Origin of the sequence: Acidovorax sp. sif0632, assembly GCF_019218805.1 — a bacterium.
GTDB lineage: Bacteria > Pseudomonadota > Gammaproteobacteria > Burkholderiales > Burkholderiaceae_C > Acidovorax > Acidovorax facilis.
In genome coordinates this window covers 149,343-173,529 of sequence record NZ_JAHUWW010000005.1, presented here as the reverse complement: position 1 = coordinate 173,529, position 24,187 = coordinate 149,343, and the positions used below count along the sequence as shown (strand labels likewise).

At 66.7% G+C, this 24,187-nt stretch carries 20 protein-coding genes; 15 read left to right on the top strand and 5 right to left on the bottom strand.

Features of this window, described 5'->3' with window-relative positions; translation table 11 throughout:
• Positions 1–24 precede the first annotated feature (24 nt).
• The 15 genes from glnE (at position 25) to KW832_RS16910 (ending at position 18,936) form a co-directional block, all read left to right on the top strand.
• Entirely contained in the window at positions 25–2,772 is a 2,748-nt protein-coding gene (gene glnE, locus KW832_RS16980; protein WP_218300835.1) for a bifunctional [glutamate--ammonia ligase]-adenylyl-L-tyrosine phosphorylase/[glutamate--ammonia-ligase] adenylyltransferase, read from the top strand.
• 105 nt (positions 2,773–2,877) lie between these two features.
• Positions 2,878–3,606 (top strand): TetR/AcrR family transcriptional regulator, encoded by a 729-nt coding sequence (locus tag KW832_RS16975; RefSeq protein WP_218300836.1) that lies wholly within the window; start codon positions 2,878–2,880, stop codon positions 3,604–3,606.
• Positions 3,603–5,039 carry an efflux transporter outer membrane subunit gene (locus tag KW832_RS16970; protein ID WP_218300837.1) on the top strand — a complete coding sequence of 479 codons (1,437 nt, stop codon included), beginning with the start codon at positions 3,603–3,605 and terminating at the stop codon, positions 5,037–5,039. Before KW832_RS16975 ends, KW832_RS16970 begins: the two co-directional genes overlap by 4 nt.
• 73 nt (positions 5,040–5,112) lie before the next feature.
• Positions 5,113–6,312, top strand: coding sequence for an efflux RND transporter periplasmic adaptor subunit (locus KW832_RS16965; RefSeq protein WP_218300838.1), 1,200 nt, complete (start codon positions 5,113–5,115; stop codon positions 6,310–6,312).
• A 12-nt stretch (positions 6,313–6,324) separates the two neighbouring features.
• Entirely contained in the window at positions 6,325–9,432 is a 3,108-nt protein-coding gene (locus KW832_RS16960) for an efflux RND transporter permease subunit (RefSeq protein WP_218300839.1), read from the top strand.
• 92 nt (positions 9,433–9,524) lie between these two features.
• A complete protein-coding gene (locus tag KW832_RS16955) occupies positions 9,525–10,730 on the top strand; it encodes an HD-GYP domain-containing protein (RefSeq protein WP_218300840.1) in 1,206 nt (401 codons plus the stop codon).
• A 322-nt stretch (positions 10,731–11,052) separates the two neighbouring features.
• Positions 11,053–11,646 (top strand): glutathione peroxidase, encoded by a 594-nt coding sequence (locus KW832_RS16950; RefSeq protein ID WP_255577801.1) that lies wholly within the window; start codon positions 11,053–11,055, stop codon positions 11,644–11,646.
• 244 nt (positions 11,647–11,890) lie between these two features.
• On the top strand, positions 11,891–13,210 hold the full coding sequence (locus KW832_RS16945; RefSeq protein ID WP_218300841.1) for an NAD(P)/FAD-dependent oxidoreductase: 1,320 nt from the start codon (positions 11,891–11,893) through the stop codon (positions 13,208–13,210).
• Positions 13,207–13,998 (top strand): DUF1365 domain-containing protein, encoded by a 792-nt coding sequence (locus tag KW832_RS16940; protein WP_218300842.1) that lies wholly within the window; start codon positions 13,207–13,209, stop codon positions 13,996–13,998. The genes KW832_RS16945 and KW832_RS16940 overlap by 4 nt, the downstream gene beginning before the upstream one ends.
• A 26-nt stretch (positions 13,999–14,024) precedes the next feature.
• Complete coding sequence (locus KW832_RS16935) at positions 14,025–15,248, top strand: cyclopropane-fatty-acyl-phospholipid synthase family protein (protein ID WP_218300964.1); 1,224 nt, start codon at positions 14,025–14,027, stop codon at positions 15,246–15,248.
• 89 nt (positions 15,249–15,337) lie between these two features.
• A complete protein-coding gene (locus KW832_RS16930; protein WP_121421602.1) occupies positions 15,338–15,835 on the top strand; it encodes a chalcone isomerase family protein in 498 nt (165 codons plus the stop codon).
• Positions 15,832–17,127, top strand: a complete 1,296-nt coding sequence (locus KW832_RS16925; protein ID WP_218300843.1) for an MFS transporter — start codon at positions 15,832–15,834, stop codon at positions 17,125–17,127. The genes KW832_RS16930 and KW832_RS16925 overlap by 4 nt, the downstream gene beginning before the upstream one ends.
• Positions 17,128–17,153: 26 nt before the next feature.
• A complete protein-coding gene (locus KW832_RS16920; RefSeq protein WP_218300844.1) occupies positions 17,154–17,696 on the top strand; it encodes a DUF3833 domain-containing protein in 543 nt (180 codons plus the stop codon).
• On the top strand, positions 17,693–18,475 hold the full coding sequence (locus KW832_RS16915) for an SDR family oxidoreductase (protein WP_121508179.1): 783 nt from the start codon (positions 17,693–17,695) through the stop codon (positions 18,473–18,475). Before KW832_RS16920 ends, KW832_RS16915 begins: the two co-directional genes overlap by 4 nt.
• 5 nt (positions 18,476–18,480) lie before the next feature.
• Positions 18,481–18,936 carry a nuclear transport factor 2 family protein gene (locus KW832_RS16910; RefSeq protein WP_218300845.1) on the top strand — a complete coding sequence of 152 codons (456 nt, stop codon included), beginning with the start codon at positions 18,481–18,483 and terminating at the stop codon, positions 18,934–18,936.
• Between the two features lie 30 nt (positions 18,937–18,966).
• Here the strand turns inward: KW832_RS16910 and KW832_RS16905 are convergent, their stop codons facing one another.
• From KW832_RS16905 to KW832_RS16885, 5 genes are all read right to left on the bottom strand, one after another.
• Positions 18,967–19,872 (bottom strand): sugar phosphate isomerase/epimerase, encoded by a 906-nt coding sequence (locus tag KW832_RS16905; RefSeq protein WP_218300846.1) that lies wholly within the window; start codon positions 19,870–19,872, stop codon positions 18,967–18,969.
• A gap of 15 nt (positions 19,873–19,887) precedes the next feature.
• Positions 19,888–20,787, bottom strand: a complete 900-nt coding sequence (locus tag KW832_RS16900) for a VOC family protein (protein WP_218300847.1) — start codon at positions 20,785–20,787, stop codon at positions 19,888–19,890.
• Between the two features lie 36 nt (positions 20,788–20,823).
• The gene (locus KW832_RS16895; RefSeq protein WP_218300965.1) at positions 20,824–21,687 is read right to left on the bottom strand and encodes a shikimate dehydrogenase; all 864 of its coding nucleotides are present in this window, start codon (positions 21,685–21,687) and stop codon (positions 20,824–20,826) included.
• A 131-nt stretch (positions 21,688–21,818) separates the two neighbouring features.
• Positions 21,819–22,823 (bottom strand): TRAP transporter substrate-binding protein, encoded by a 1,005-nt coding sequence (locus KW832_RS16890; protein ID WP_218300848.1) that lies wholly within the window; start codon positions 22,821–22,823, stop codon positions 21,819–21,821.
• Between the two features lie 72 nt (positions 22,824–22,895).
• The gene (locus KW832_RS16885) at positions 22,896–24,176 is read right to left on the bottom strand and encodes a TRAP transporter large permease subunit (protein WP_121421594.1); all 1,281 of its coding nucleotides are present in this window, start codon (positions 24,174–24,176) and stop codon (positions 22,896–22,898) included.
• Positions 24,177–24,187 lie beyond the last annotated feature (11 nt).

Here is a 24,187-nt window from a genome sequence, read left to right as displayed (position 1 = left end):
ACGCAGCGTTGCGCTGCGGCTGCCATGTCGATCCCGTATCCTGAATCCCCCTGCAATCCCTCCGCGACCTTTGTTCACGGGGCCGCGCACTCGCGTTTCTATCAGCGCCTGCATCGCCGCTACGAGGCTGACCTGCTGCTCCTGCCGCCCGGTGTTCCCCGGTGGCCCAGCATGGAGCAGGCCTACGACGCGCTGCGCGCACGCGGTTGTGACACGGGCACCGCGCTCCGGGTGCTGCGCCAGCTGGTCATGGAGCGGCTGATCCAGATGGACTGCGAGGCGCAGGCTCCGCTGGCGGACATTACCAGCGCGGTCACTGAGCTGGCCGAGCTGGCGCTGGACAGGGCCTGCCAACACGCCCGCCAGGAGCTGGACGAGCGCCACGGCGCGCCGCGCGGGCCGGACGGCCAGCCCGTGCAGCTGTGGATCATCGGCATGGGCAAGCTCGGTGCCCGCGAACTGAACGTCTCCAGCGACATCGACCTGATCTACGTGTACGAGCACGATGGCGAAACGGCGGGCACGGCTGATGGCCGGGGGCGCATCTCGAACCACGAATACTTTGCACGTGCGGTCAAGGCCATCTACAGCCTGGTGGGCGACACCACCGAACACGGATTTGTGTTCCGCGTGGACCTGGCGCTGCGCCCCAATGGCAACTCTGGTCCGCCTTCGGTCTCGTTGTCGGCGCTGGAGGAATACCTGCAGCTGCATGGGCGCGAGTGGGAGCGTTTTGCCTGGCTCAAGAGCCGGGTGGTGGCACCGCGTGATTGCATTGCCAGCCCTGAGGTTCAGGCGCTGCGCGGTGTGGTGCTGCCCTTTGTGTTCCGCCGCTACCTGGACTACAGCGTGTTCGATGCGCTGAGGGTGCTGCACCGCCAGATCCGGGACCATGCCGCCAAGCGCAGCGCGGGCCACCCGGAGCGCGCCAACGACGTCAAGCTCTCGCGCGGCGGCATTCGTGAGATCGAGTTCACGGTCCAGCTGCTGCAGGTGGTGCGGGGCGGCCAGTTCCCCGAGTTGCGCCGCCGCCCCACGCTTGATGCGCTCACCCGCCTGTCCCAGGCGGGTCTGATGCCGCAGGAAACGGCCGATGCCCTCGCGCGGGCCTACGTCTTCTTGCGCCGTGTGGAGCACCGCATCCAGTACCTGGATGACCAGCAGACCCATGTGCTGCCCACGCGCGATGACGATCTGGCGTGGATCGCGCACACCCTGGGGTATCCCGATTGCTGCGCCTTCCTGCACGAGCTGGACGCACACCGTGAACTGGTGGCCCAGGAATTCGACACCCTGTTGGGCGGGGCGGGCAAGAAGCAGTGCAACGGCGGAGGCTGTGGCGGCCCCCGCGCTGCGGCAGCAGCCCCCCCCGAATTCGACACGCTGCTGGAGCAGTTGCCGCCCGGATTTCGCGAGCGCGTTGCCGAATGGCGCAACCACCCGCGCGTGGCGGGGCTGCGCGACGAAGCCCGTGCCCGCCTGTTCCGGCTGGTGCAGCGCACCGCACAGTGGCTCAAGGAAGGCCGCGTCACCGAGGAGGCCGCCCTGCGCCTTGCCAACTGGCTGGAGCCGCTGCTGCGCCGCGAGAGCTATCTGGCGCTGCTGCTGGAGCGCCCCTCTGTGCACGAGCAATTGCTGCACTTGCTGGGCGCGGCCAAGTGGCCCGCCCGCTACCTGCTGCAGCACCCCGGTGTCATCGATGAACTGGTGGGGGATTCGCTGCTCGCCGAACGTTTTGTGGTGGCCGACTTCGAGCGCGAACTGGCCGTGCGGCTCGCGTCGCTGCAGTCCACGGGCGAGGACGATGACGAAACCTTGCTCAACCTGCTGCGCCGTGCCCAGCACGCGGAAACCTTCCGCACCCTCGCGCGCGACGTGGAGCGGCGCATCACCGTCGAGCAGGTGGCGGATGACCTGTCCGCCCTGGCCGACAGCGTGCTGCGCATCACGGCCCAGTGGTGCTGGAGCCGGCTCAAGACGCGCCACCGCGAGAGCCCGCAATTCGCCATCATTGGCTACGGCAAGCTGGGCGGCAAGGAACTAGGCTACGGCAGCGACCTGGACATCGTCTTTGTGTTCGATGACGACGACGAACGCGCCCCCGAGGTCTACGCGGCCTTTGTGCGCAAGCTCATCAACTGGCTCACCGTGAAGACGGGCGAGGGCGATCTGTACGAGATCGACACTGCGTTGCGGCCCAATGGCAGCTCAGGTCTGCTGGTCACGAGCTTCGAGGCCTACGCCAACTACCAGCAGCGCCGGGGCAGCAACACCGCGTGGACCTGGGAGCACCAGGCCATGACACGCGCGCGTTTTGTGATGGGCAGCGAGGCCTTGCAGGCGCGCTTCGATGCCGTGCGGGAGGCCGTTATCACCTCCGAACGCGACCCTGCCGCCCTGCGTGAGGAGATCGTGGCCATGCGCGAGCGTGTGCGCGCAGCGCACCCCACGCGCGACGGGCAGTTTGATGTGAAACACAGTCCGGGTGGCATGGTGGATGCGGAGTTTGCCGTGCAGTACCTGGTGCTCTCGCAGTCTGCAAACCACCCGGAGCTGGTGGGCAATGTGGGCAACATCGCGCTGCTGCAGCGCGCTGAGCAGGTGGGGCTGTTGCCCCCTGGCGTGGGTGTGGCGGCTGCGGATGCGTACCGCGAACTGCGGCGCGTGCAACACGTGGCGCGCCTGGACGAGGCGCCCACCCAGGTTGCCCCCCCCGCACTAAAGGCCGAGCGCGATGCGGTGCTGGCCCTGTGGAGGTCCGTGTTCGGTTGAGTCGCACCAAGGTGTGACGTTTTGTTGCATTTTTGCGGGCTGAATTTTCCGCGTGGCATCGCTAATTCAAACGGTTGTTTGAATTCTGGTGTGTAATCCGGTGCCATGAGTTTTGGCGCCCATTTCATTCCCGCAGCCCAGCGCACCGCCCGCAGCGACGGAGAAGACACGCGCGTGCGCCTGCTGCGCGCCGCGCTGCAGCTGTTTTCCGAGCGGGGCTTTGCGCAAACCTCGGTGCGTGCGATTGCCGAAGCCGCCGGCACCAACGTGGCAGCGATCGCCTACCATTTTGGCGACAAGGCGCGCCTCTACACAGCCACGTTCTACGAGCCCTTCGGCAGCGGCAGCGACCTCATCCCGGTGTTTGCCGACCCTGCGCTGACCTTGCACCAGGCGCTGGCCGCCTACTTCGGTGGCTTTCTGGAGCCGCTCAAGCACGATGACCTTGTGACCCAGTCGCTGCGCTTGCACGTGCGCGAGCTGCTGGACCCCACCCATGTGTGGCCCGAGCTCATCGAGCGCGAGTGCCGGGCACCCCATCTGGCGCTGGTCCAAGTGCTGTGCCGCCACATGGGCGTGGCCGCAGCGGACGACGACATGCACCGCCTCGCCTTCTCGCTGGCCGGGCTGGTCATGCAGATGTGGACCCAGCGCGACCCGCTGCAGGCTATTGCGCCGCAGCTGGCGGGGTCTGGGGCTGTGGACGAATGGGTGGACCGGCTGACCGGTTACGCCCTGAGCATGGTGCAGGGCGAGATCGCCCGGCGGCAGGCCGTACAACAGCCCGCGCGCCGCAGTACTTCACGGAATTCGCACAAGGAATCCAACGCATGACTTTGAGCAAGACCCGATTCTTCTGGGCCACCTGCCTGCCCCTGGCCCTGGGCGCCTGTGCCATCACAGCGCCCCCCGCCCAAGTGCCCACCACTCCGCCTGTGGCGTGGCAGGCGCCCTTGCCGCACCAGGGCTCCCTGGGGGATCTGACCCGATGGTGGACGCAGCTGGGCGACCCGCTGCTTGTGGAGTTGATCGACGCGGCCCAGGCCGTCAGCCCCGGTGTGGCGCAGGCCCAATCCCGCATTGCGCAGGCCCGGGCCACGCAGGTGGCCAGCCGCGCCGCGCTGCTGCCGTCGCTCGATGCGCAGGCCAGCGCCAGCCGGGGTTTCAACGAACAGCTTGCAGGCATCGCGACCACGGCGCAGGCCGGGCTGCAGGCGAGCTGGGAGATTGATCTTTTTGGTGCGAACCGCGCGACCAAGACCGCTGACGATGAGCGGCTGGCGGGCGCACAGGCGCTGTGGCACGAGGCGCGCGTGAGCGTGGCCGCCGAGGTGGCGCAGCAGACGAGCAGCCTGCGCACCTGCCTGGAGCAGCTGCGCGTGGCCGAGCGCGATGCGCAGTCGCGTGGCGAAACCTCGCGCCTGTCAGGTCTTAGCGAACGCGCCGGCTTCACGGCGCCCGCCACGGCTGCCCTGGCCCGTGCCAGTGCCGCCGAAGCGCAGGCGCGTGCATCGCAACAGCGCATGCAGTGCGATGTGGAGGTCAAGACCCTGGTGGCACTGACCGGGTGGGAGGAGCCGGCGCTGCGATCGCGCCTGTCCACGCCTGCCGCCCCAGCCCCCGACACCCTGTTCGCCATCGCCACGCTGCCCGCCCAAGTGCTGGCCCAGCGCCCTGATGTGTACAACGCCGAGCGCGAAGTCGCCGCTGCCAGTGCCGAAGTGGGCAGCGCCCAGGCCCAGCGTTACCCGCGCCTGTCTCTCAGCGGCTCGGTGGGCACGGCGTGGGTGCGCAGCGGTGGCGTGACCACCGACCTGAACACCTGGACCATCGGCCCGCTGGCGCTCAGCGTGCCGCTGTTCGATGGTGGCCGGCGCGGCGCGCAGGTGGACGCGGCGCAGGCGCGCTATGACGAAGCCGCCGCGATCTACCGCGCCAAGGTGCGCCAGGCCGTGAGCGAGGTCGAACAGGCGCTGGTGCGGCTGCAGAGCACGGCCGAGCGCAGCACCAGCGCGCGAACGGCGGCTGCGGGCTATCGCACATCTTTCGATGCCACCGAAGCGCGCTGGCGCGGCGGCCTGGCGAGTCTGGTGGAGCTGGAAGACGCGCGGCGCACGTCCTTGGCGGCCGAGAACGCGCTGATCGCGCTGCAGCATGAACGCCAGGCCGCCTGGGTTGCGCTGTACCGCGCCGCTGGCGGTGGATGGGACGGGCAGACCACCACCACGGCAGCCTCCCCTTCTGCTGCGGCTACCGCCGCACGCTGAATGAAAAACCGGGGGGGGTGGGCTGATCGCTCACCCTTTCTCCTGACACCGACTGGATGAACGGATACACACAATGCAAACGCAAGGTTTCAAGATTTCTCCCACGGCCTTCGCCGTCATCGCTGCCTGCGCACTGGCCACCGGTGGCGCCCTGGTGTTCTCCAGCGCATCGCGCGCCGCCGATGAGCCCAAGGCCAGCCAGCCCCGCCCCGCGCTTACCGTGAGCACGGCCCAACCCCAGCGCACCTCGGTGCCCCTGCGCCTGGCGGCCAACGGCAATGTGGCCGCCTGGCAAGAGGCCAGCATTGGCGCCGAGAGCAACGGTCTGCGCCTGACCGACGTGCGTGTGAATGTGGGCGACGTGGTCAAGGCCGGCCAGGTGCTGGCAACTTTCTCTGCCGAAACCGTACAGGCCGATGTGGCCCAGGTCCGCGCCAGCCTGCTCGAAGCCCAGGCCAATGCGGCCGAAGCCGCTGCCAATGCCGACCGGGCCCGCTCGCTGCAGGCCACGGGCGCCTTAAGCCAGCAGCAGATCCAGCAGTACACCACGGCCGAGAAGACCGCGCAGGCTCGCGTGGAGGCGGCCAAGGCCACGCTGAACGCACAGCAGTTGCGTCTCAAGTACACCCAGGTGGTGGCGCCCGACAGCGGCGTGATCTCGGCCCGCACGGCCACCGTGGGCGCGGTGGTGGGCGCGGGCACCGAGCTGTTCCGCATGGTGCGCAAGGGGCGCCTCGAATGGCGCGCCGAAGTCACGTCCACCGAGCTGCGCCGCATTGCGCCCGGTGCCAAGGTCAGCGTGGCGGCGGCCAGCGGCGCGACGGCGGAGGGTACGGTGCGCATGATTGCGCCGACGGTGGACCCGCAGACGCGTAATGCGCTGGTGTACGTTGATCTACCCCTGAACACAGACTTCCGTGCGGGCATGTTCGCGCGCGGTGAGTTCGCGCTGGGCGCCAGCGATGCACTCACCGTGCCACAAGAGGCGCTGGTGGTGCGCGACGGCTTCTCGTACGTGTTTGTGGTGGGTGCCGAGCAGCGTGTGCAAATGCGCAAGGTGCAGACGGGCCGCCGCGTGGCTGACCGGGTCGAGGTGCTCTCGGGTCTGGACGCGAATGCCTCGGTAGCTGTGCGTGGCGCTGGCTTCCTGAACGACGGTGACCTGGTGCGGGTGGTGAGCACGCCGCCCGCCAGCAGCACCTCGCAAGCTCCGGATTTCAAGCAAAAAATGGCTCTAGCGCTTACCAATAAAGCGCAAACAGCTATCAATTGAGGAGCATTCGACATGAATGTATCCACCTGGTCGATCAAGAACCCCATACCGGCGCTGATGCTGTTTGTGCTGCTGACCTTCGGCGGCCTGCTGTCGTTCAACGCCATGAAGGTACAGAACTTTCCGGACATTGACCTGCCCACGATCTCCGTGACCGTGGCGCTGCCCGGCGCCTCGCCCGCGCAGCTCGAAAACGATGTGGCGCGCAAGATTGAAAACAGCATCGCCACGCTGCAAGACCTGAAGCACATCTACACCAAGGTGCAGGACGGTGGCGCCACCATCACGGCCGAGTTCCGCCTGGAAAAGCCCACGCAGGAAGCGCTGGACGACGTGCGCTCTGCCGTGGCCCGCGTGCGCGGTGACCTGCCTGGCGACGTGCGCGACCCCATCGTGACCAAGATGGACCTGGCCGCGCAGCCGGTGCTGGCGTTCACCATCGCCTCCACCCGTATGGACGACGAGGCGCTGTCCTGGTTTGTGGACGATGCCGTGGCCAAGAAGCTGCTCACGGTGCGGGGTGTGGGCGCGGTCAATCGCGTGGGCGGTGTGCAGCGTGAGGTGCATGTGTTGCTGGACCCGGTCAAGCTGCAGGCGTTGAACGCCACGGCGGCCGATGTCTCGCGCCAGCTGCGGCTGGTGCAGACCGAAAGTGCCGGTGGCCGCACCGACCTGGGCGGCAGCGAACAGCCTGTACGCACCCTGGCCACGGTGCAGTCGGCGCAGGAGCTCGCAGGGCTCACGCTGGCACTGTCAGACGGCCGCCATGTGCGGCTCGATCAGGTGGCCACGGTGACAGACACGATTGCAGAGCCGCGCGCCCTGGCCCTGCTCAACGGCAAGCCCGTGGTGGGCTTCGAGGTTGCGCGCAGCAAGGGCGCGAGCGAGGTGGAAGTCGGCTCTGCGGTGCAGGCGGCCCTCAAGGAAATTCGCGCTCAGCACCCCGATCTGGAGATCACCGAAGCTTTCAACTTTGTGCAGCCTGTGCAGGAGGAGTACGACGGCTCCATGCACCTGCTGTACGAAGGCGCGTTGCTGGCCGTGCTGGTGGTGTGGCTCTTTTTGCGCGACTGGCGCGCCACGTTCGTGTCGGCTGTGGCACTGCCGCTGTCGGTGATCCCGGCGTTCATCGGCATGCACTGGCTGGGCTTCTCGATCAACGTGATCACGCTGCTGGCGCTGTCGCTGGTGGTGGGCATTTTGGTGGATGACGCCATCGTGGAAGTGGAGAACATCGTGCGCCACCTGCGCATGGGCAAGACGCCCTACCAGGCGGCCATGGAGGCGGCCGACGAAATTGGCCTGGCCGTGGTGGCCACCACGTTCACACTGATTGCGGTGTTTTTGCCCACCGCGTTCATGAGCGGCATTGCGGGCAAGTTCTTCAAGCAGTTCGGCTGGACGGCGTCGCTGGCGGTCTTTGCCAGCCTGGTGGTGGCGCGGGTGCTGACACCCATGATGGCGGCCTACATCCTCAAACCCATCGTGGACACGCACAAGGACCCGCGCTGGATGACGGTGTACCTGCGCTGGGCGGCCTGGTGCATCAAACACCGCTGGATAACCTTCATTGCCACAGCAGCGTTTTTCATCGGTTCGCTGGCGCTGATCCCGCTGCTGCCCACGGGCTTCATTCCGGCCGATGACAACTCGCAGACCCAGGTGTACCTGGAGCTGCCACCTGGCGCCACGCTGGCCCAGACCCGCGCCGTGGCCGAGGATGCGCGCCAACGCATCGCCAAGGTGAACCATGTGCAAAGCGTGTACACCACCATCGGTGGGGGCTCGGCCGGTGGCGATCCGTTCATGGGCAGCGCCAATGCCGAAACGCGCAAGGCCACGCTCACCATCTTGCTGGCCGAGCGCGGCGACCGGCCGCGCAAGCAGGGCATCGAGAACCAGATCCGTGCAGCGCTGGAGACGCTGCCGGGCGTGCGCAGCAAGGTGGGCCTGGGGGGCTCTGGCGAGAAGTACGTGCTGGTGCTCTCGGGCGACGACCCGCAGGCGCTGACCTCGGCCGCGCTGGCGGTCGAGAAGGACCTGCGCACCATCCCGGGCCTGGGCAGCATCTCTTCCACCGCCAGCCTGGTGCGCTCCGAGATCGCGGTGCGTCCGGACTTTGCGCGCGCCGCCGACCTGGGGGTGACCAGCAGCGCGATTGCCGAAACGCTGCGCATTGCGACCGTGGGCGACTACGACGTGTCGCTGCCCAAGCTCAACCTGGCCTCGCGCCAGGTGCCGATCGTGGTCAAGCTGCAGGATGACGCGCGCAAGGACCTGTCGCTGCTGGAGCGCCTGTCGGTGCCGGGCAGCAAAGGCCCAGTGATGCTGGGCCAGGTGGCCACGCTGGAGTTCAGCGGCGGACCGGCCGTGGTGGACCGGTATGACCGCGCGCGCAATGTCAACTTTGAGATCGAGCTGTCAGGCCAGCCGCTGGGCGACGTGACGAAGGCGGTCGAAGCGCTGCCCTCCATCCAGAACCTGCCGCCGGGCGTGCGCCAGATCACCATTGGCGATGCCGAGATGATGGGCGAGCTGTTCGCGAGCTTCGGCCTGGCCATGCTGACCGGGGTGTTGTGCATCTACATCGTGCTGGTGCTGCTGTTCAAGGACTTCCTCCACCCGGTCACCATCCTGGCGGCGCTGCCGCTGTCGCTAGGCGGGGCGTTCGTGGGCCTGCTGATCGCGCAGAAGAGCTTCTCGATGCCCTCGCTCATCGGGCTGATCATGCTTATGGGCATTGCCACCAAGAACTCCATCCTGCTGGTGGAATACGCGATCCTGGCGCGGCGCGAGCATGGCATGACGCGCTTTGAGGCACTGATCGATGCTTGCCACAAGCGCGCACGGCCCATCATCATGACCACGCTGGCCATGGGCGCGGGGATGATGCCGATTGCGCTGGGCATTGGTGCGGCGGATGCCAGCTTTCGCTCGCCCATGGCGGTGGCGGTGATTGGCGGGCTGATCACGTCCACGCTGCTGAGCCTGCTGGTCATCCCCGCCGTGTTCACGGGGGTGGATGATCTGGGGCAGTGGTTTGGTCGCATGCTGCGGCGCTTGCGGGGTGCCCACCCGGTGCCCGCCCCAGAGGCGCCCGCTACACCCCCAGCGGGATGATGGAGACCGGTGGTTGCTTGAAAAAGCAGGCAATCCCCGGGGTTGCCCCGGCTTAGCCGGGCGTGTGGCCGTTAGATAATGTAACGACCACCATGAACCTCGTCAGCCTGAACATCGAATCCATCCAGCTGGGCCACCCTCTGCCGTTTGTGCTGCGGGGTGCTGATGGCGTGTTGCTGGCGCAAAAAGGCTATGTCATCCGCACCCGGGAAGAGCTGGCCAAGATGGTGGGCCGGGGGCGGCAGCTGTGTGTGGATACCGATGAGTCCGGTGACAGCCACCGGGCCTATCTCGCGCAATTGCAGCGCATGCTGATCGCCGACACCAACCTGGGCGAAATTGCCGCGATGAAGATGACGGCGGCCGACGACGCAGGAGGGCGGGGCCGCACTGGCAAGACGCTGCCTGACTGGCCCGAACTGCAGTTGCGTGCCACACAGTTGCTGCGTGCACCTTCGCCCGCTGATTTTGGCGGGCGCTTCCAGACGCTGCACGACGAGCTGGCCCGCCACTGCGAGCAGACGCCCGACGCGACGCTGCTGGGCCTGATTTACCTGTCTGCGCAGGAAACGCGCATGTACAGCGCCACGCATTCGATGCTGGTGTGCTGTGTGTGTATGGTGGTGGCGCGCGAGATGCTGCGCTGGCCCGCCTCCCGCGTGCAGCAGCTGGGCCACGCGGCGCTCTCTATGAACATAGCTATGTCCGAGCTGCAGGACCAGCTGGCCCAGCAGACCCATCCGCTCACCGCCCAGCAGATTGCGGCGGTCGAGAGCCACGCGGAGCGTTCTGAGGCGCTGCTGCGCACGCTCGGCGTGGCCGACCCGGTGTGGCTGGAGGCGGTGCGCTGCCACCACCACCGCACCCCCGGCCCGCTGGCCAAGAAGACGGAGGCCCAGCAAATGGCCCGCCTGCTGCAGCGTGCCGACATTTTTGGCGCCCGCATGGCACCTCGCGCGGCCCGGTTGCCCATGCCCGTCACGGCGGCCATGCAGGCCAGCTACTACGACGAAGAGCACCAGGTGGACGAGGCTGGTGCTGCGCTCGTCAAGACCCTGGGTGTATACCCGCCCGGGGCCTTCGTGCGGCTGGCCAGCCAGGAGGTGGGCGTGGTCGTTCGCCGGGGCACCACGGCCACCACGCCCAAGGTGGCGGTGGTGACCAACCGTGAAGGCATGCCCACGGGCGAGCCCATTCCGCGTGACACCGGCATGCCCCCCTGGAAGGTCACGGGCGTGGTGGCTTTCAAGGACGTGAGAGTCAAGTTCTCGCTGGACCGTCTGCTCAACCTGGTCTGACCCCGCGCCGGGCTGCGGGCGCATCCCCCCACCTGCAGTGGGTGGGCTGGCACAGGCCCACGCCACCCAACGGCGCCCAGCGCCACTGGCGGGCAGCTTGTGCCCAGAATTCTCCCTCTCTTGCCACCACGACGGCAAACCTTCAGCCGTGCGACGCCTGTCGCCCCGTTCCCGTGCGCGCCCGCAATACCCCTTTCTTTTGCAGGACTTTGAATCCGAGCGGTTCGCATTCTCGTAAACCAATCAGTCCAAATAAAAACTCATGTGGACAAAAAATGATGGAATGGTTAAATTGCCCATACCCACTGCGATCCCAAGTCCTATGAACACCTCTAACAGACGCTTTCTTTCGGCCGCCAGCCTTCTGCTGCTGGTCGCGGTGGCGGTCGGCTATGCCCCCCCGGTCCGCGCGGCGGGTTCCGAAAGCTGCCCGGCCACGCTGCAGCACACGTTTGCGAGGTTGCAGGACGAAAAGCCTCAGTCGCTGTGCCAGTACAGCGGCAAAGTGGTGCTGGTGGTGAACACGGCCAGCTTCTGTGGCTTTACGGGCCAGTACAAGGGGTTGGAGGAGCTGTACGCCCGCTACAAAGACAAGGGCCTGGTGGTGCTGGGCTTCCCGTCCAACGACTTTGCCCAGGAAAGAGGCAGCAACAAGGAGATTGCTGACTTCTGCGAAAACACCTTTGGCGTGAAATTTCCGATGTTTGCCAAGAGCAGCGTGAAGGGCCCCGAGGCTTCGCCGCTGTTCCAGCAACTGGCGCAGCTGTCGGGCACAGCGCCGCGCTGGAACTTCCACAAATACCTGCTGGGCCGCGACGGCAAGCTGGTGGACAGCTACTCCAGCCTGACCGCCCCAGACAACAAGGGCCTGGTGCGGGCCATCGAACAACAGCTGAACCAGCCTGTGCCCCGGTGACCGCCATGACTTCTTTACATTTCTTGAAAAAAAATACAGTGAGCCTCTGGAACTTCGCCAGCGTGACCCCACTCTATCCATTGCGCAAGACGATTGCGCAGCGTACAGTTTTAACGTTGCGAAGCCTTTCGGGCCCCCGGGTTCCGACTGACCTCCTGGAGCGCTTCTCCTCCCTCCCTCTCTTATTCGTTTCGGGACGCTTCGCAACCTTTTTATTCCGTGCACCGGCCAGAGGGAGCCGGTCATGAAAATCGCCATCATCGGCTCCGGCATCTCGGGGCTCTCGGTCGCGCACCAGCTGCGCGGCCAGGCGGACATCACACTGTTTGAGGCAGGCGACTACTTCGGCGGGCACACCCACACGGTCGATGTCACGCTACCCGATGCCTCGGGCACCCCCGTCACCCACGGTGTGGACACCGGCTTTCTGGTGTTCAACGAGCGCACCTACCCCCACCTGATCCGCCTGCTGGCCGAGCTGGGCGTGGAGACCGCCAAGTCGGACATGTCGTTCTCGGTGCAGGTGCCGGGCGCCCTGAGCGGCCGTGGTGGTGGCCGCGCGCTGGAATGGAGCGGCACCAACCTCAGCACCGTGTTTGCCCAGCGCTCCAACCTGGTCAACCCGCGCTTTCTGGGCATGCTGCGCGACCTGCTGCGCTTCAACAAGCTTTGCACGCGCATTGCCGAAAAGCAGGCCGAGGCCGCGCTGATGCAGCCCCTGGGAGACTTCTTGCGCGAGCACCGCTTTGGCGACGCGTTCCGCGACTGGTACTTCTTGCCCATGCTGGGTTGCATCTGGAGCTGTCCCACCGACCAGATGCTGAAATTCCCCGTGGCCACCATGATCCGGTTCTGCCACAACCACGGCCTCATCCAGGTGAGCAACCGCCCGCAGTGGTGGACGGTGTCCGGTGGCGCACGCCACTACGTGGACAAGATCGTGGCTGGCATTGCCGACAAGCGCCTGAACACCCCCGTGCGCCTCATCGAGCGTGACGCCGCCGGTGTGCGCGTGGTGACTGCAGGCCACACCGAGCACTTTGACAAGGTGGTGCTGGCCACCCATTCGGACCAGTCGCTCGCCCTGCTGGCCCAGCCCACGCCGCACGAGCGCGCGGTGCTGGGTTCCATTCGCTACCAGGCCAACCGCGCTGTCCTGCACACCGATACGTCCGTGCTGCCCGAGCGCCGCGCCGCCTGGGCCGCGTGGAACTACGAACGTGCGCCGCAACGCAGCCGCGAGTCGGCCCGCGTGTGCCTGCACTACCTCATCAACCAGCTGCAGCCCGTGCCCTTTGCCCAGCCGGTGGTGGTGTCGCTCAACCTGGTGCGCGACATTGCACCCGAACAAGTGATCGGCAGCTACGAATACGCCCACCCGGTGTTCGACATGGCCGCCATCCGCGCGCAGCAGCAGGTGGGCAAGCTGCAAGGGCAGCAGCACACCTGGTTCTGCGGCGCCTGGACGGGCTACGGCTTCCACGAAGACGGCCTCAAGTCCGGCCTGGCCGTGGCCGAGCAACTGCTGGCGGCCCTGCCAGCGCCTTTGGCGGAGGCTGCGTGAGCCACGCCGCAGCCCCACCCGCAGCGCCCCTCATCGGCTTCGGCCAGGTGCGCCACACGCGGCTGCGGCCCCGGCGGCATGCGTTTGCCTACCCCACGTTTTTTCTGATGCTGCCCATGCGCAGCCTGCCCGGCCTGGGCAGCGCGCTGGCTGTTAACCGGCGTGGCGCCATCAGCTTCCATGATGCGGACCACGGCGACGGCCGCAGCGCCGCGCAGGGCGGGGCGCTGGCCTGGCTGGACGAGTTGCTGCGCACCGAAGGCATCACCGACGCCACGGGCGAGGTCTGGCTGCACAGCTACCCCCGTGTGCTGGGCTACACCTTCAAACCCGTGAGCTTCTGGTACTGCCACCGTGCCGATGGCCACCTGCGCGCCATCGTGGTGGAAGTGAACAACACCTTTGGCGAGCGCCACTGCTACCTGCTGGATGCGCCGCAGTACGGCGTGGAACAGCAGGCACGCAAGGTGTTCCACGTGTCGCCGTTCTGCGAGGTGAGCGGCGGTTACCGCTTTCGTTTCATGCGCACCGAGGCCGGTGCACAGGACGCAGGCCGCACCGTGGTGCGCATCGACCACGACGACGACACCGGCCCCCTCATCCAGACCAGCGTGAGCGGCACCCTGCAGGCCATCACCGCACAGACCCTGCGCCAGGCGCTCTGGGGCTACCCCGCCATGACGCTGGCCATCATTGCCCGCATTCACTGGCACGCGCTGCAGCTGTGGCTCAAGCGCGTGCGTTTCCACCGCAAGCCCGAGGCGCCTGCATCCATCGTGACCCGCTGAATTCCATGACGAACGAGAACGCCGCCATGAACTCCACCACCGCCCCCCGCACCGCCCTGGCCCTGCCCGCTGGCACCCCGGCTGCCGCCCGCACGGCGCTCAAGCTGCTGCAGCGCCTGCAGCATGGCCACCTCACGGTGCAGCTGCCCGACGGCACGCTGCAGCACTTCGGCCACGGTGATGGCCCCTCGGCGGCCATCACGCTCAAGAACTGGAACGTGTGCAGTGCCGCACTCCGGTCGGGCGACATCGGCTTTGCCGAGAGCTACATCGCAGGCGACTGGACCACGCCGCACCTGACCGACCTGCTCAAGCTCTTCATCGCCAACCGCCAGCAGGTGGAAGGCGTGATCTACGGCACCTGGGCCGGGCGTCTGCTGTACCGCATCAAGCATTTGCTCAACCGCAACACCCGCGCCAACAGCCAGAAGAACATCCACGCCCACTACGACCTGGGCAACGCGTTCTACGAACTCTGGCTGGACGACACGATGAACTACTCGTCCGCCTGGTTCGAGGGTGATGCAGGCGGCGACATGCGCATTGCCCAGCACGCCAAGGTGCGCCGCGCGCTGCGCATGGCGGGGGTGGAGCTAGGTGCCCGGGTGCTGGAGATTGGCTGCGGCTGGGGTGCGCTGGCCGAGATGGCGACGGTCGAGTTTGGCGCAAACCTCACGGGCGTGACACTCTCCACCGAGCAGCTCGCGTTCGCGCAACAGCGCATGGTGCAGCAGGGCGTGGCGCCATACGCCGACCTGCGCCTGCAGGACTACCGCGACATCCAGGACGGTCCGTACGACGCGATCTGCTCCATCGAGATGGTCGAGGCCGTGGGCCGCGAGTACTGGCCCACCTACTTCCAGTCGGTGCACCGGCTGCTCAAGCCCGGTGGCAAGGCCTGCATCCAGAGCATCGTCATCGACGACAGCCTGTTCGAGCGCTACATCAGTTCCACGGATTTCATCCAGCAGTACATCTTCCCCGGAGGCTGCCTGCCGTGTCCGCGCGAGTTCCGCCGAGAGGCCGAGGCGGCAGGCCTGCGCGTGGTCGACGAGTTTGCGTTTGGCCAGGACTACGCCGAAACCCTCAAGCGCTGGCGCGAGCGCTTTCTGGCGCAGCGCACGCAAATCCTGCAGCTGGGGTTTGACCAGCGCTTCCTGCACATCTGGGAGTTCTACCTGGCGTACTGCGAAGCGGCATTTGCGATGAGCAACATCGACCTGGTGCAGTACACGCTGGTGAAGGATTGAATGCTATGAAAAACATAGCTATTACCGCTTTATGGATAAGCGCTGGAGCCTTTTTTTATTCAAATTCCGCTATCGCGCAGGCCGTGCCAATGGCCCAGGCGGCAGAGTCGGCCACCGCCACGCCCCTGTCAGGCGTGCGCCTGGCGGGCCAGGGCGTGCTCCGGTTTCTGGGCTTCGAGATCTACCGCGCCCGCCTGTGGGTGCAGCCCGGCTTTGACGCCGACAACTACGGCGCCCAGCCGTTGGCGCTGGAGCTGACCTACCACCGCGACTTCACGGCCGAGGCCATCGCCAAACGCTCACTGGAAGAGATGCGCCGCGTGGGCAGCTTCACGCCCCAACAGGCCACGCGCTGGCAGCAGGCGCTGCAGGCCGCGTTGCCGGATGTGAAGTCGGGCGACCGCCTGCTGGGCATTCACCAGCCGGGCGTGGGTGCGGTGTTCAAGATGGCGGGGCGTGTCGTCGGTGAGGTGCCGGACGCCGAGTTCTCGCGCCTGTTCTTTGGCATCTGGCTGTCTCCGCAGACCTCCGAACCCGGGCTGCGCCAGGAATTGCTGGCCGCCACCCGCACTGCAGGCCAACCATGACCTCCACGCAGCCCATCCGCGCCAGCGCAGGCCTGGCCTATGGGCTGCTGGGCCTGCCGCTGGCGTTTGTGGCGCTGCCGCTGTATGTGCTGCTGCCCAACCACTATGCGCGCGAATTTGGCATGCCCCTGGCCACGCTGGGCTCGATGCTGCTGGCAGCGCGGCTGTTTGATGCGTTCACCGACCCGCTGCTGGGCCGCCTGTCTGACTACCTCTTCGGCCGCTCGGTGCGCGCCGTGCTGGCGGTGGGCGCGGTGTCGGCGGTGGTGCTGGCACTGGGGCTGACCAGCCTGTTCTTTCCCCTGGTGCGCGGGGCCGATGCGCTCATTGCCTGGGCACTGGTGGCATTGCTCATCACTTACACCGCCTATAGCCAGCTCAGCATTGCACACCAGTCCTGGGGCGCGCGCCTGGGCGGCGACGAGCTGCAGCGTGGCCGCATCGTGGCCTGGCGCGAGGGTGCTGCACTGGCCGGCGTGGTGCTGGCATCGGTGCTGCCCGCGCTGCTGGGCCTGCCGGTGATGCTCAGTGTGTTTGCCATCACCCTGCTGCTAGGCTGGTGGGCCTGGACCAGAGCCCCGCGCCCCGCAGCGCATGCGGGTGTCGCCGTGGCCGGTGTGTACCGCCCCCCGCAGCGCGCCAGCCTGTGGCGGCCCTGGGGCCGCCCTGCCTTCCGCCGCCTGCTGGCGGTGTTCATGCTCAACGGCATTGCCAGCGCCATACCGGCCACGCTGGTGCTGTTTTTTATTCAGGACCGGCTGCAGGCCCCGCCCGCGCAGGAGCCCATGTTCCTCGCGGCCTATTTCGTGTGCGCTGCGCTGTCCATCCCGCTGTGGCTGCGTGCCGTGGCGCGCTGGGGCCTGGCGCGCACCTGGTTGGCGGGCATGCTGCTGGCGATTGCCGTGTTTGTGTGGACTGCGTTTCTGGGCGCGGGTGATGTGGTGCCGTTCCTCGTCGTCTGTGCGCTGTCCGGCGTGGCCCTGGGCACCGACCTGGCCCTGCCCAGCGCCTTGCTGGCTGGCGTGATTGCCGCCGAGGGCGACAGTGGCCAGCACGAGGGCGCGTACTTTGGCTGGTGGAACTTTGCCACCAAGCTCAACCTGGCACTGGCGGCAGGCCTGGCGCTGCCCCTGCTGGGATGGCTGGGCTACAGCCCCGGAATGCGAAGCGATGACGGTTTGCAGACCCTCGGCCTGGCCTATGCAGTGCTGCCCTGCGTGCTCAAGTTCACCGCTGCGGCCGCGCTCTATCTCCTCATCCTGCGCCGCCCGCGTGGCGCGGCGATTGTCTGAATTCGAACCGACCAAGGCCCACCACCATGATGCAAAGACGTCTCCTCCTTTCGGTCGCTGTGGCCGCACCCGTGGTGTTGTCTGGCTGCGCCAGCCAGAACCTCGATGGCTACGCCAGCGAAAAACCGGTGCTGGACCTGGCCCAGTATTTCAACGGCAAGATCGACGCCTACGGCATCTTCCAGGACCGCAGCGGCCAGATCGTCAAGCGCTTCACCGTGGTCATGGACTGCAGCTGGAAAGGCAATGAGGGCGTGCTCGACGAAGCCTTCACCTACTCCGATGGCACCACCCAGCGCCGCATCTGGCGGCTGACGAAGCATGCCGACGGCCGCTACACCGGCACCGCCGACGATGTGGTGGGCACGGCCAACGGCCAGACGCGTGGCAACGCCTTCCGCTGGAACTACACGCTGGCCCTGCCTGTGGATGGCAAGGTCTACAACGTGGACCTGGACGACTGGATGTACCTCATTGACGACCGCGTGATGCTCAACCGCGCCACCATGAGTAAGTTCGGATTCCGCCTGGGCGAGATCACCCTGTCCTTCACCAAACGCGCACCATGAGCCTCAATCCTCCCCTGCGCGACTGGCATGGCCGCCGGGCCTGGCTCATCGGGGCCAGCAGCGGCATTGGCCGGGCCACAGCGGCTGCGCTGCATGCGCGCGGCGCGCAGGTCATCGTGTCGGCGCGCAGTGGTGATGCGCTGAACGCCTTTGCCCGGCAGCACCCCGGCAGCACGGCGCTGGCTTTTGACACCGCCGAACCGGCACAGGTACAGGCCGCCGCCGCGCAGGTGCTGGCGGGTGGTGTGCCCGATATGGTGTGCTATTGCGCGGGCTACTACCGCGACATGCGCGCCACCGACTTCGACCTGGACGTGATGCTGCGCCACGAGCAGATCAACTACAACGGCGTGCTGCATGTGCTGGCTGGCGTGTTGCCCGCCATGCTGACCGCAGCGCAGGCCGGGCGCCCGGGCCATGTGAGCCTGATCAGCAGCGTGGCGGGCTTTCGGGGGCTGCCCAAGAGCCTGGCCTATGGCCCCACCAAGGCGGCCCTCATCAACCTGGCCGAGGCGCTCTACCTGGACCTGCATGACCTGGGCATGGGCGTGAGCGTGATCAACCCGGGCTTTGTGGCCACGCCGCTCACGGCGGGCAACGACTTCACCATGCCGGCCCTCATCTCACCCGAAGCTGCGGCGGCTGCCATCGTGCAGGGCTGGGAGCGGGGGCATTTCGACATCCACTTTCCCAAGCGCTTCACGCGGGTAATGAAACTGCTGCGTGTGCTGCCGTATCGGTGGTACTTTCCGGCGGTTCGCAAATTCACAGGTCTTTGAACGGTATGCACCCACCGGAAACCACGATTGCTACGGAAGAAGCCGTTACGCGCGTCATTGCGTTCTTTGAAAACCTGTCGCCCGCCGATGTGGCGACCATCGGCCAGTTCTATGGGCCTCAGGCGCGCTTCAAGGATCCGTTCAACGAGGTCGTGGGCGTAACTGCCATCCAGGGCATTTTTGCCCACATGTTCGAGGCACTGGAGCAGCCGCGTTTTGTGGTCACGGGCCGCGTGGTGCAGGGGCAGCAGTGCTTTTTGACCTGGGACTTCCTGTTCGCCTTCAAGGACTTCCACAAGGGCGTGACGCAGACGGTGCGCGGCGCCTCGCACCTGGTGCTGGACGAACAAGGCCTGGTGAGCTTGCACCGCGACTATTGGGACGCCGCCGAAGAACTGTACGAAAAACTGCCCGTAGTGGGCGCGCTGATGCGCTGGCTCAAGAAGCGCGCCAACAGCTGATCGTTGGCCGCTGACGCTTTGACGCGTTGGTCACGCCAGGGTCTTGATGCGCGGGTGTCCGGGCAGCGGCACGGCGCGCTGCAGCACCCCCTCCGCCAGCCACAGCGCACTGTTCCACGCGCGTTGCGCCACATAAGGCAGCGGCAGCTGCTGGTAGTCGTCGTTGAAAACCTCGAAGCTGTAGTCGCCCTGGTAGCCCATGCCATCGAGCGTGCGCACCAACTCGGCCAGCGCCTGGCTGTGCACGCCCTCGCCGGGGAACACGCGAAAGTGCCGCGCGGTCTCGATGCGCTCCTGTACCGTGCGGGTCTCCTGCCACATGAAGTCTGACAGCTGCACCAGATAGATCTTCTCGGGGTCCACATCTTCCAAGGCCGAGAGCGGCGTGCTGGTGGCGAACTGGTGGTACGAGTCGATGGCCAGACCGAGGTTGGGGCAATCGGCCTGCTCCACTGCGGCCCAGGCCTGGTGCACTTCGTTGATGTGGCGGCCCCACGAGAGGCCTTCAAACGCCACACGGATGCCATGGGGCAGCGCCAGCAGCGCAAGCTTGCGCAGGTCGCGCGCAATCGCCTCGGCATCGGCCGTGGCGTGGGATGAGGTGGAGCTGCAGGCCAGCAGCACGGGCGCGCCCAGGTCGCGCGCCATCAGGATCATCTGCTTGGCAATGTCCACCTTGTAGCTGTGCAGGTGGCCCGACAAGCCCTCGAAGTCGCGCAGCACCTGAAAGCCCGTCACGCGCAGGCCACTGTTGCGCACCGCGTGCACAGCGGCTTCGATGCCCTCAGGATGGCCCACGATGTCGCGCGCGGCCAGCATGATCTGGCCGAAGCCGGCGGCTTTCACGGCGGCCAGCTTGGCCTCCAGTGGGCCCGCCAGGCTGATGGTGTCCATGCCGAAATCGGCGACGTTGCGTTGCATGGTGGATTGGCGCATGGGCGGTCTCCAGGCTCAGCGGGCGTCGAGCACCAGCTCGAAGCTGGGCGATGCGGTGTCGGCGCGCGTGAGGGCACCGCGCGTGCCGGTGTGCACGCCCGTGGGCGACTCGACAAACTCCACGCCGCGCGCACGCAGCGCTTGCACCGTGGCCAGCACGTCGGGTGTGCCAAAGGCCACGCGCTGCAGCAGCTCCTCGGGGTCGGCATCCAGCGCATCGACCAGCGGTTCAATCAGCTGCCAGTGCAGCGTGCCGCAGGGGCTGGCCAGGATGCGGCCATGGGTGAGCACGCCAAACGACTGGTCGGGTGCCAGCTCGGCAAAGCCGAACAGCTCGCTGTAGAAATGGAGCCAGTCCGCCGCGCGGCCCAGGCCGATGTATTGCACCACGCCAAACAGATGCAGACCCTGCAGTGCGGGCGGGCGCGGGCTGACGGTCGGGATGGGCACAAAGTCCACGTCGTAGATCGAGAACTCCTTCCAGCGGTCCACAAAGTAGATGCGGCTCGCGCCCACGCCGTGGATGGCGGGGATGTTCAGCTCCATCACCTCGACCTCGGTGTGCACGGCCCACGCGCCCAGTTCCAGCACGCGGCGAAATGCTGCGGCTGCATTGCCCACGCGGAAGGCGATGGCGGCCAGCACCGGTGTTTCCGTGAGTGCGGGCGGCGCATGCACACCGGTGCGTTCGGTGTCCTGGTGCGCGTTGACGATGATGTTCATGTCACCCTGGCGGTACAGCAGCACTTCGCGCGAGCGGTGGCGCGCCACGGGCTGAAAACCCATGCGCTCCAGCGCCTGGCCCAGCGCCTGCGGGCGGCTGGTGGCGTATTCGATGAACTCGATGCCCTGCAGGCCCAGGGGGTTGGGCATGTCGCCCAGCGCTTCGCGGGTGGCCACCATCGGGGTGCTCATGGGTTCAGCTCCTTGTGTTGTCGTGCGCGGAAGGGGTCAGCTGGCGCTGCTGACCAGGCGGCGGAAATGCGCGTCCATGCGCGCCGCATCCGGGGCCTCGCCGGTGAACAGCTCAAACGCCCCCACGGCCTGGCCCACGGCCATGCCGCCGCCGTCCGATACCCGGCAGCCCAGCGCGCGCGCAGCCTGCACCAGGGCGGTGTCGAGCGGGAAATACACGACTTCGGACACCCACATCGCGGGGCGCAGCAGGCCCACGTCCAGCGGCAGGCCGGGCAGCTTGTCCATGCCCGTGGGCGTGGCGTGGATCAGCCCGGTGGCGTGGGCCATGGCCGAGCGGATCTCACCGGCCTCGGCGCGCGCGCCGTAGAGCGCATTCACGTCGGCGGCCAGTTGTGCGGCGCGTTCAGGTTGTGCATCGACGATGCTCAGATGCTGTGCACCCAGGCGCAGCACTGCGTGTGCAATCGCAGCGCCCGCGCCACCCGCACCCAGCAGCACCACGCGGCGCAGGTCAGCGCCGGGCAGTGCGCGGGTAAAGCCCCAGGCCCAGCCCGATCCATCGGTGTTGTGCCCTACCAGTTGTCCGTCGCGGATGACCACCGTGTTCACGGCGCCCATGGCGCGCGCTTCCTCGGACAGGCTGTCGAGGTGAGGGATCACGGCCTGCTTGCAGGGGTAGGTCACGTTGCAGCCCGCATAGCCCATGATGCGCGCCGCAGACAACAGCGTGGGCAGATGCTCCGCCGACGAAGCAGAGCGGTCCAGGTCGATGAGCTGGTAGTGCAGACGCATGCCGTGGTGGCGCGCCTCTTCCTCGTGCAGGGCCGGCGACAGCGACTTCTGGATGCCGGCGCCGATCAGCCCGATCAGCACCTTGCGGGGGCTAGTGGAAGACATGGTGGACGTGGTGGGGATGACCGGGGGATCGAGGAGCTGGAGGCTCATGGGGCGGGCGGAATGCGGGGTGAGCGCGCTGCCGGGTTGGTGGTGTGTTCACCGCACGGCAGCGCAGGGGTTGCAGTGGTGGCTTACTTGCCGCCGCGCAGTTTGGCCAGCGTGGAATAGACCTCTTGCACGGTCTCGGCGCCCACCTTCTCGCTGTGTTTTTCAACGACGGGTTTCACCTTGGCGCGCAGCTTGTCCAGCTCGGCAGGCGAGAACTCGGACACCTGCATGCCCGCCTTCTTGAGGTCTTCGAGCGCCACGTTGGCCTGCACGCGCGACACGCCGCGCTGGAAGGTCGTGGCTTCGGCCATCGCGTCGTTCAGCGCCTTCTGGTCAGCGGGGTTCAGGCTGTCCCAGAACTTCTTGCTCACGATCACGGCCTGGGGGTTGTACATGTGGCGCGTGACGGTGAGGTACTTCTGCACCTCGGCAAACTTGGACGACAGGATGGTGGAGAACGGGTTCTCCTGGCCGTCCACGGCCTTCTGTTCCATGGCGGTGTACAGCTCGGGGAAGGGCATGGGCACGGCGTTGGCGCCCAGCGCGTTGAAGAGGTCGATGTAGATCGGCGACTGGATCACGCGGATCTTGAGTCCCGCAATGTCCTCGGCTTTGGTGATGGGCTTCTTGCTGTTGGTGAGGTTGCGGAAACCCAGCTCCCAGTAGCCCAGACCGACCAGGTTTTTGGCTTGCAGCTTGTCGAGCAGTTTCTTGCCGAAGGGGCCGTCGGTCACGGCGTCGGCCTCTTGGGGCGTGGCGAACAGGAACGGGAAGTCGTAGATGCCGAATTCCTTGGCCTGGGCCGACAAGATGCCCGCGTTGAGTACGGTCATCTCCACCGTGCCGCCCTGCAGGGCCGACACGGTCTGCAGGTCACCGCCCAGCGTGCCGCCGGGGAAGAGCTTGACGGCAATGCGGCCGTTGGTCTTGGCCGCCACCAGGTCGGCAAACTTTTGCGCGCCCTGGGCCTGGGGGTGGTCCTTCTGGTTCTGGAAGGCGAACTTGATGGTGCGCTCCTGGGCGTGCGCGGCGTGCAGCAGCGACGCGGCAACGAGGGCCGTGGCGAGCAGGGTTTTGAGCAGCTTCATGGAAATGTCTCCTTGGGTTTTAGGCGGGGCAGAAACGGGGCGGAAAGAAAAAGGCCGGGGCGCAGACGGGGGTCAACCACTCAACCAGCGCAGCGGCACCATGACGATGGAGGGGAACAGCACCAGCAGGAACATCACGGCCAGCTGGGCCAGCATGAAGGGCGTGACGCCGCGTGTGACTTGCGACATGGACATGCGCCCCACCCCGGCCACTACGTTGAGCACCGTGCCCACCGGCGGGGTGATGAGCCCGATGGCGTTGTTGATGATGAAGAGCACGCCGAAGTACACCGGGTCGATGCCTGCGGCCTTGACCACCGGCATCAGCACGGGCGTAAGGATGAGGATGGTGGGCGTCATGTCCATGGCCGTGCCCACCACCATGACCAACAGCATGATGGCGATCAGCAGCAGCGTTGGGTTGCCCATGAAGGGCTCCAGCATGCCGATGACCTTGGAGGGCAGGTCGGCCACGGTGATCAGCCAGGCGGACACCATGGCGGCAGCCACCAGGAACATCACCACCGCGCTGGTGCGGGCCGAGGCGCGGAAGATGTCGGCCAGTTGGTGCCAACTCAGCTCGCGGTAGACCACCATGGACACGAACAGCGCGTACACCGCAGCCACCACGGCGGCCTCGGTGGGGGTGAAGACACCCATGCGCAGCCCCACCAGGATGATGATGGGCAGGCCCAGCGCCCACACGGCTTCGCGCAGGGCCACGGCCAGTTCGGCACGGGTGGCCCGCTTTGGAGGCGCCACATCTTCGCGCCGCACGAGCCACCACCAGGTGAGGGCCAGCGCCACCCCCAGCAGGATGCCCGGCACGATGCCTGCCAGAAACAGCTTGCTGATGGACACGTTGGCCGCCACGCCAAAGATCACGAAACCGATGGACGGCGGGATCACCGGGGCGATGATGCCGGCCGACGCTATGAGCCCGGCCGAGCGCTCCTTGTTGTGGCCTGCTGCCACCATCATGGGCAGCAGCAGGGAGGCCAGCGCTGCCGCATCGGCCACGGCCGAGCCCGATACGGCGGCCAGGATCACCGCCGCCATGATGGCCACATAACCCAAGCCGCCGGGCACATGGCCGACCAGCGTGAGCGCCAGCTTCACGATGCGCTTGGACAGGCCGCCCACATTCATGATCTCGCCCGCCAGCATGAAGAAGGGCACGGCCAGCAGCGGAAAGCTGTCGGCGCCGTTGATCACGTTCTGCGCCAGGATCTGCGCATCGAACAGGTCCAGATGCCACATCAGCGCCACGCCGCTGATGAGCAGCGCAAACGCGATGGGAATGCCGATCGCCATGGCGAGCAGCAGGGAGCCGAGGAAGATGGTGACGGTCATGGTGGAGAGCC

What these genes read in the sequence shown, in the direction of transcription:
- KW832_RS16895 (WP_218300965.1), bottom strand. Translation starts at nt 21,687, where the DNA reads ATGTCTTCCACTAGCCCCCGCAAGGTGCTGATCGGGCTGATCGGCGCC.
- KW832_RS16965 (WP_218300838.1), top strand. Translation starts at nt 5,113, where the DNA reads ATGCAAACGCAAGGTTTCAAGATTTCTCCCACGGCCTTCGCCGTCATC.
- KW832_RS16975 (WP_218300836.1), top strand. Translation starts at nt 2,878, where the DNA reads ATGAGTTTTGGCGCCCATTTCATTCCCGCAGCCCAGCGCACCGCCCGC.
- KW832_RS16960 (WP_218300839.1), top strand. Translation starts at nt 6,325, where the DNA reads ATGAATGTATCCACCTGGTCGATCAAGAACCCCATACCGGCGCTGATG.
- KW832_RS16950 (WP_255577801.1), top strand. Translation starts at nt 11,053, where the DNA reads ATGAACACCTCTAACAGACGCTTTCTTTCGGCCGCCAGCCTTCTGCTG.
- glnE (WP_218300835.1), top strand. Translation starts at nt 25, where the DNA reads ATGTCGATCCCGTATCCTGAATCCCCCTGCAATCCCTCCGCGACCTTT.
- KW832_RS16920 (WP_218300844.1), top strand. Translation starts at nt 17,154, where the DNA reads ATGATGCAAAGACGTCTCCTCCTTTCGGTCGCTGTGGCCGCACCCGTG.
- KW832_RS16915 (WP_121508179.1), top strand. Translation starts at nt 17,693, where the DNA reads ATGAGCCTCAATCCTCCCCTGCGCGACTGGCATGGCCGCCGGGCCTGG.
- KW832_RS16970 (WP_218300837.1), top strand. Translation starts at nt 3,603, where the DNA reads ATGACTTTGAGCAAGACCCGATTCTTCTGGGCCACCTGCCTGCCCCTG.
- KW832_RS16885 (WP_121421594.1), bottom strand. Translation starts at nt 24,176, where the DNA reads ATGACCGTCACCATCTTCCTCGGCTCCCTGCTGCTCGCCATGGCGATC.
- KW832_RS16910 (WP_218300845.1), top strand. Translation starts at nt 18,481, where the DNA reads ATGCACCCACCGGAAACCACGATTGCTACGGAAGAAGCCGTTACGCGC.
- KW832_RS16935 (WP_218300964.1), top strand. Translation starts at nt 14,025, where the DNA reads ATGAACTCCACCACCGCCCCCCGCACCGCCCTGGCCCTGCCCGCTGGC.
- KW832_RS16930 (WP_121421602.1), top strand. Translation starts at nt 15,338, where the DNA reads ATGGCCCAGGCGGCAGAGTCGGCCACCGCCACGCCCCTGTCAGGCGTG.
- KW832_RS16945 (WP_218300841.1), top strand. Translation starts at nt 11,891, where the DNA reads ATGAAAATCGCCATCATCGGCTCCGGCATCTCGGGGCTCTCGGTCGCG.
- KW832_RS16890 (WP_218300848.1), bottom strand. Translation starts at nt 22,823, where the DNA reads ATGAAGCTGCTCAAAACCCTGCTCGCCACGGCCCTCGTTGCCGCGTCG.
- KW832_RS16905 (WP_218300846.1), bottom strand. Translation starts at nt 19,872, where the DNA reads ATGCGCCAATCCACCATGCAACGCAACGTCGCCGATTTCGGCATGGAC.
- KW832_RS16955 (WP_218300840.1), top strand. Translation starts at nt 9,525, where the DNA reads ATGAACCTCGTCAGCCTGAACATCGAATCCATCCAGCTGGGCCACCCT.
- KW832_RS16925 (WP_218300843.1), top strand. Translation starts at nt 15,832, where the DNA reads ATGACCTCCACGCAGCCCATCCGCGCCAGCGCAGGCCTGGCCTATGGG.
- KW832_RS16900 (WP_218300847.1), bottom strand. Translation starts at nt 20,787, where the DNA reads ATGAGCACCCCGATGGTGGCCACCCGCGAAGCGCTGGGCGACATGCCC.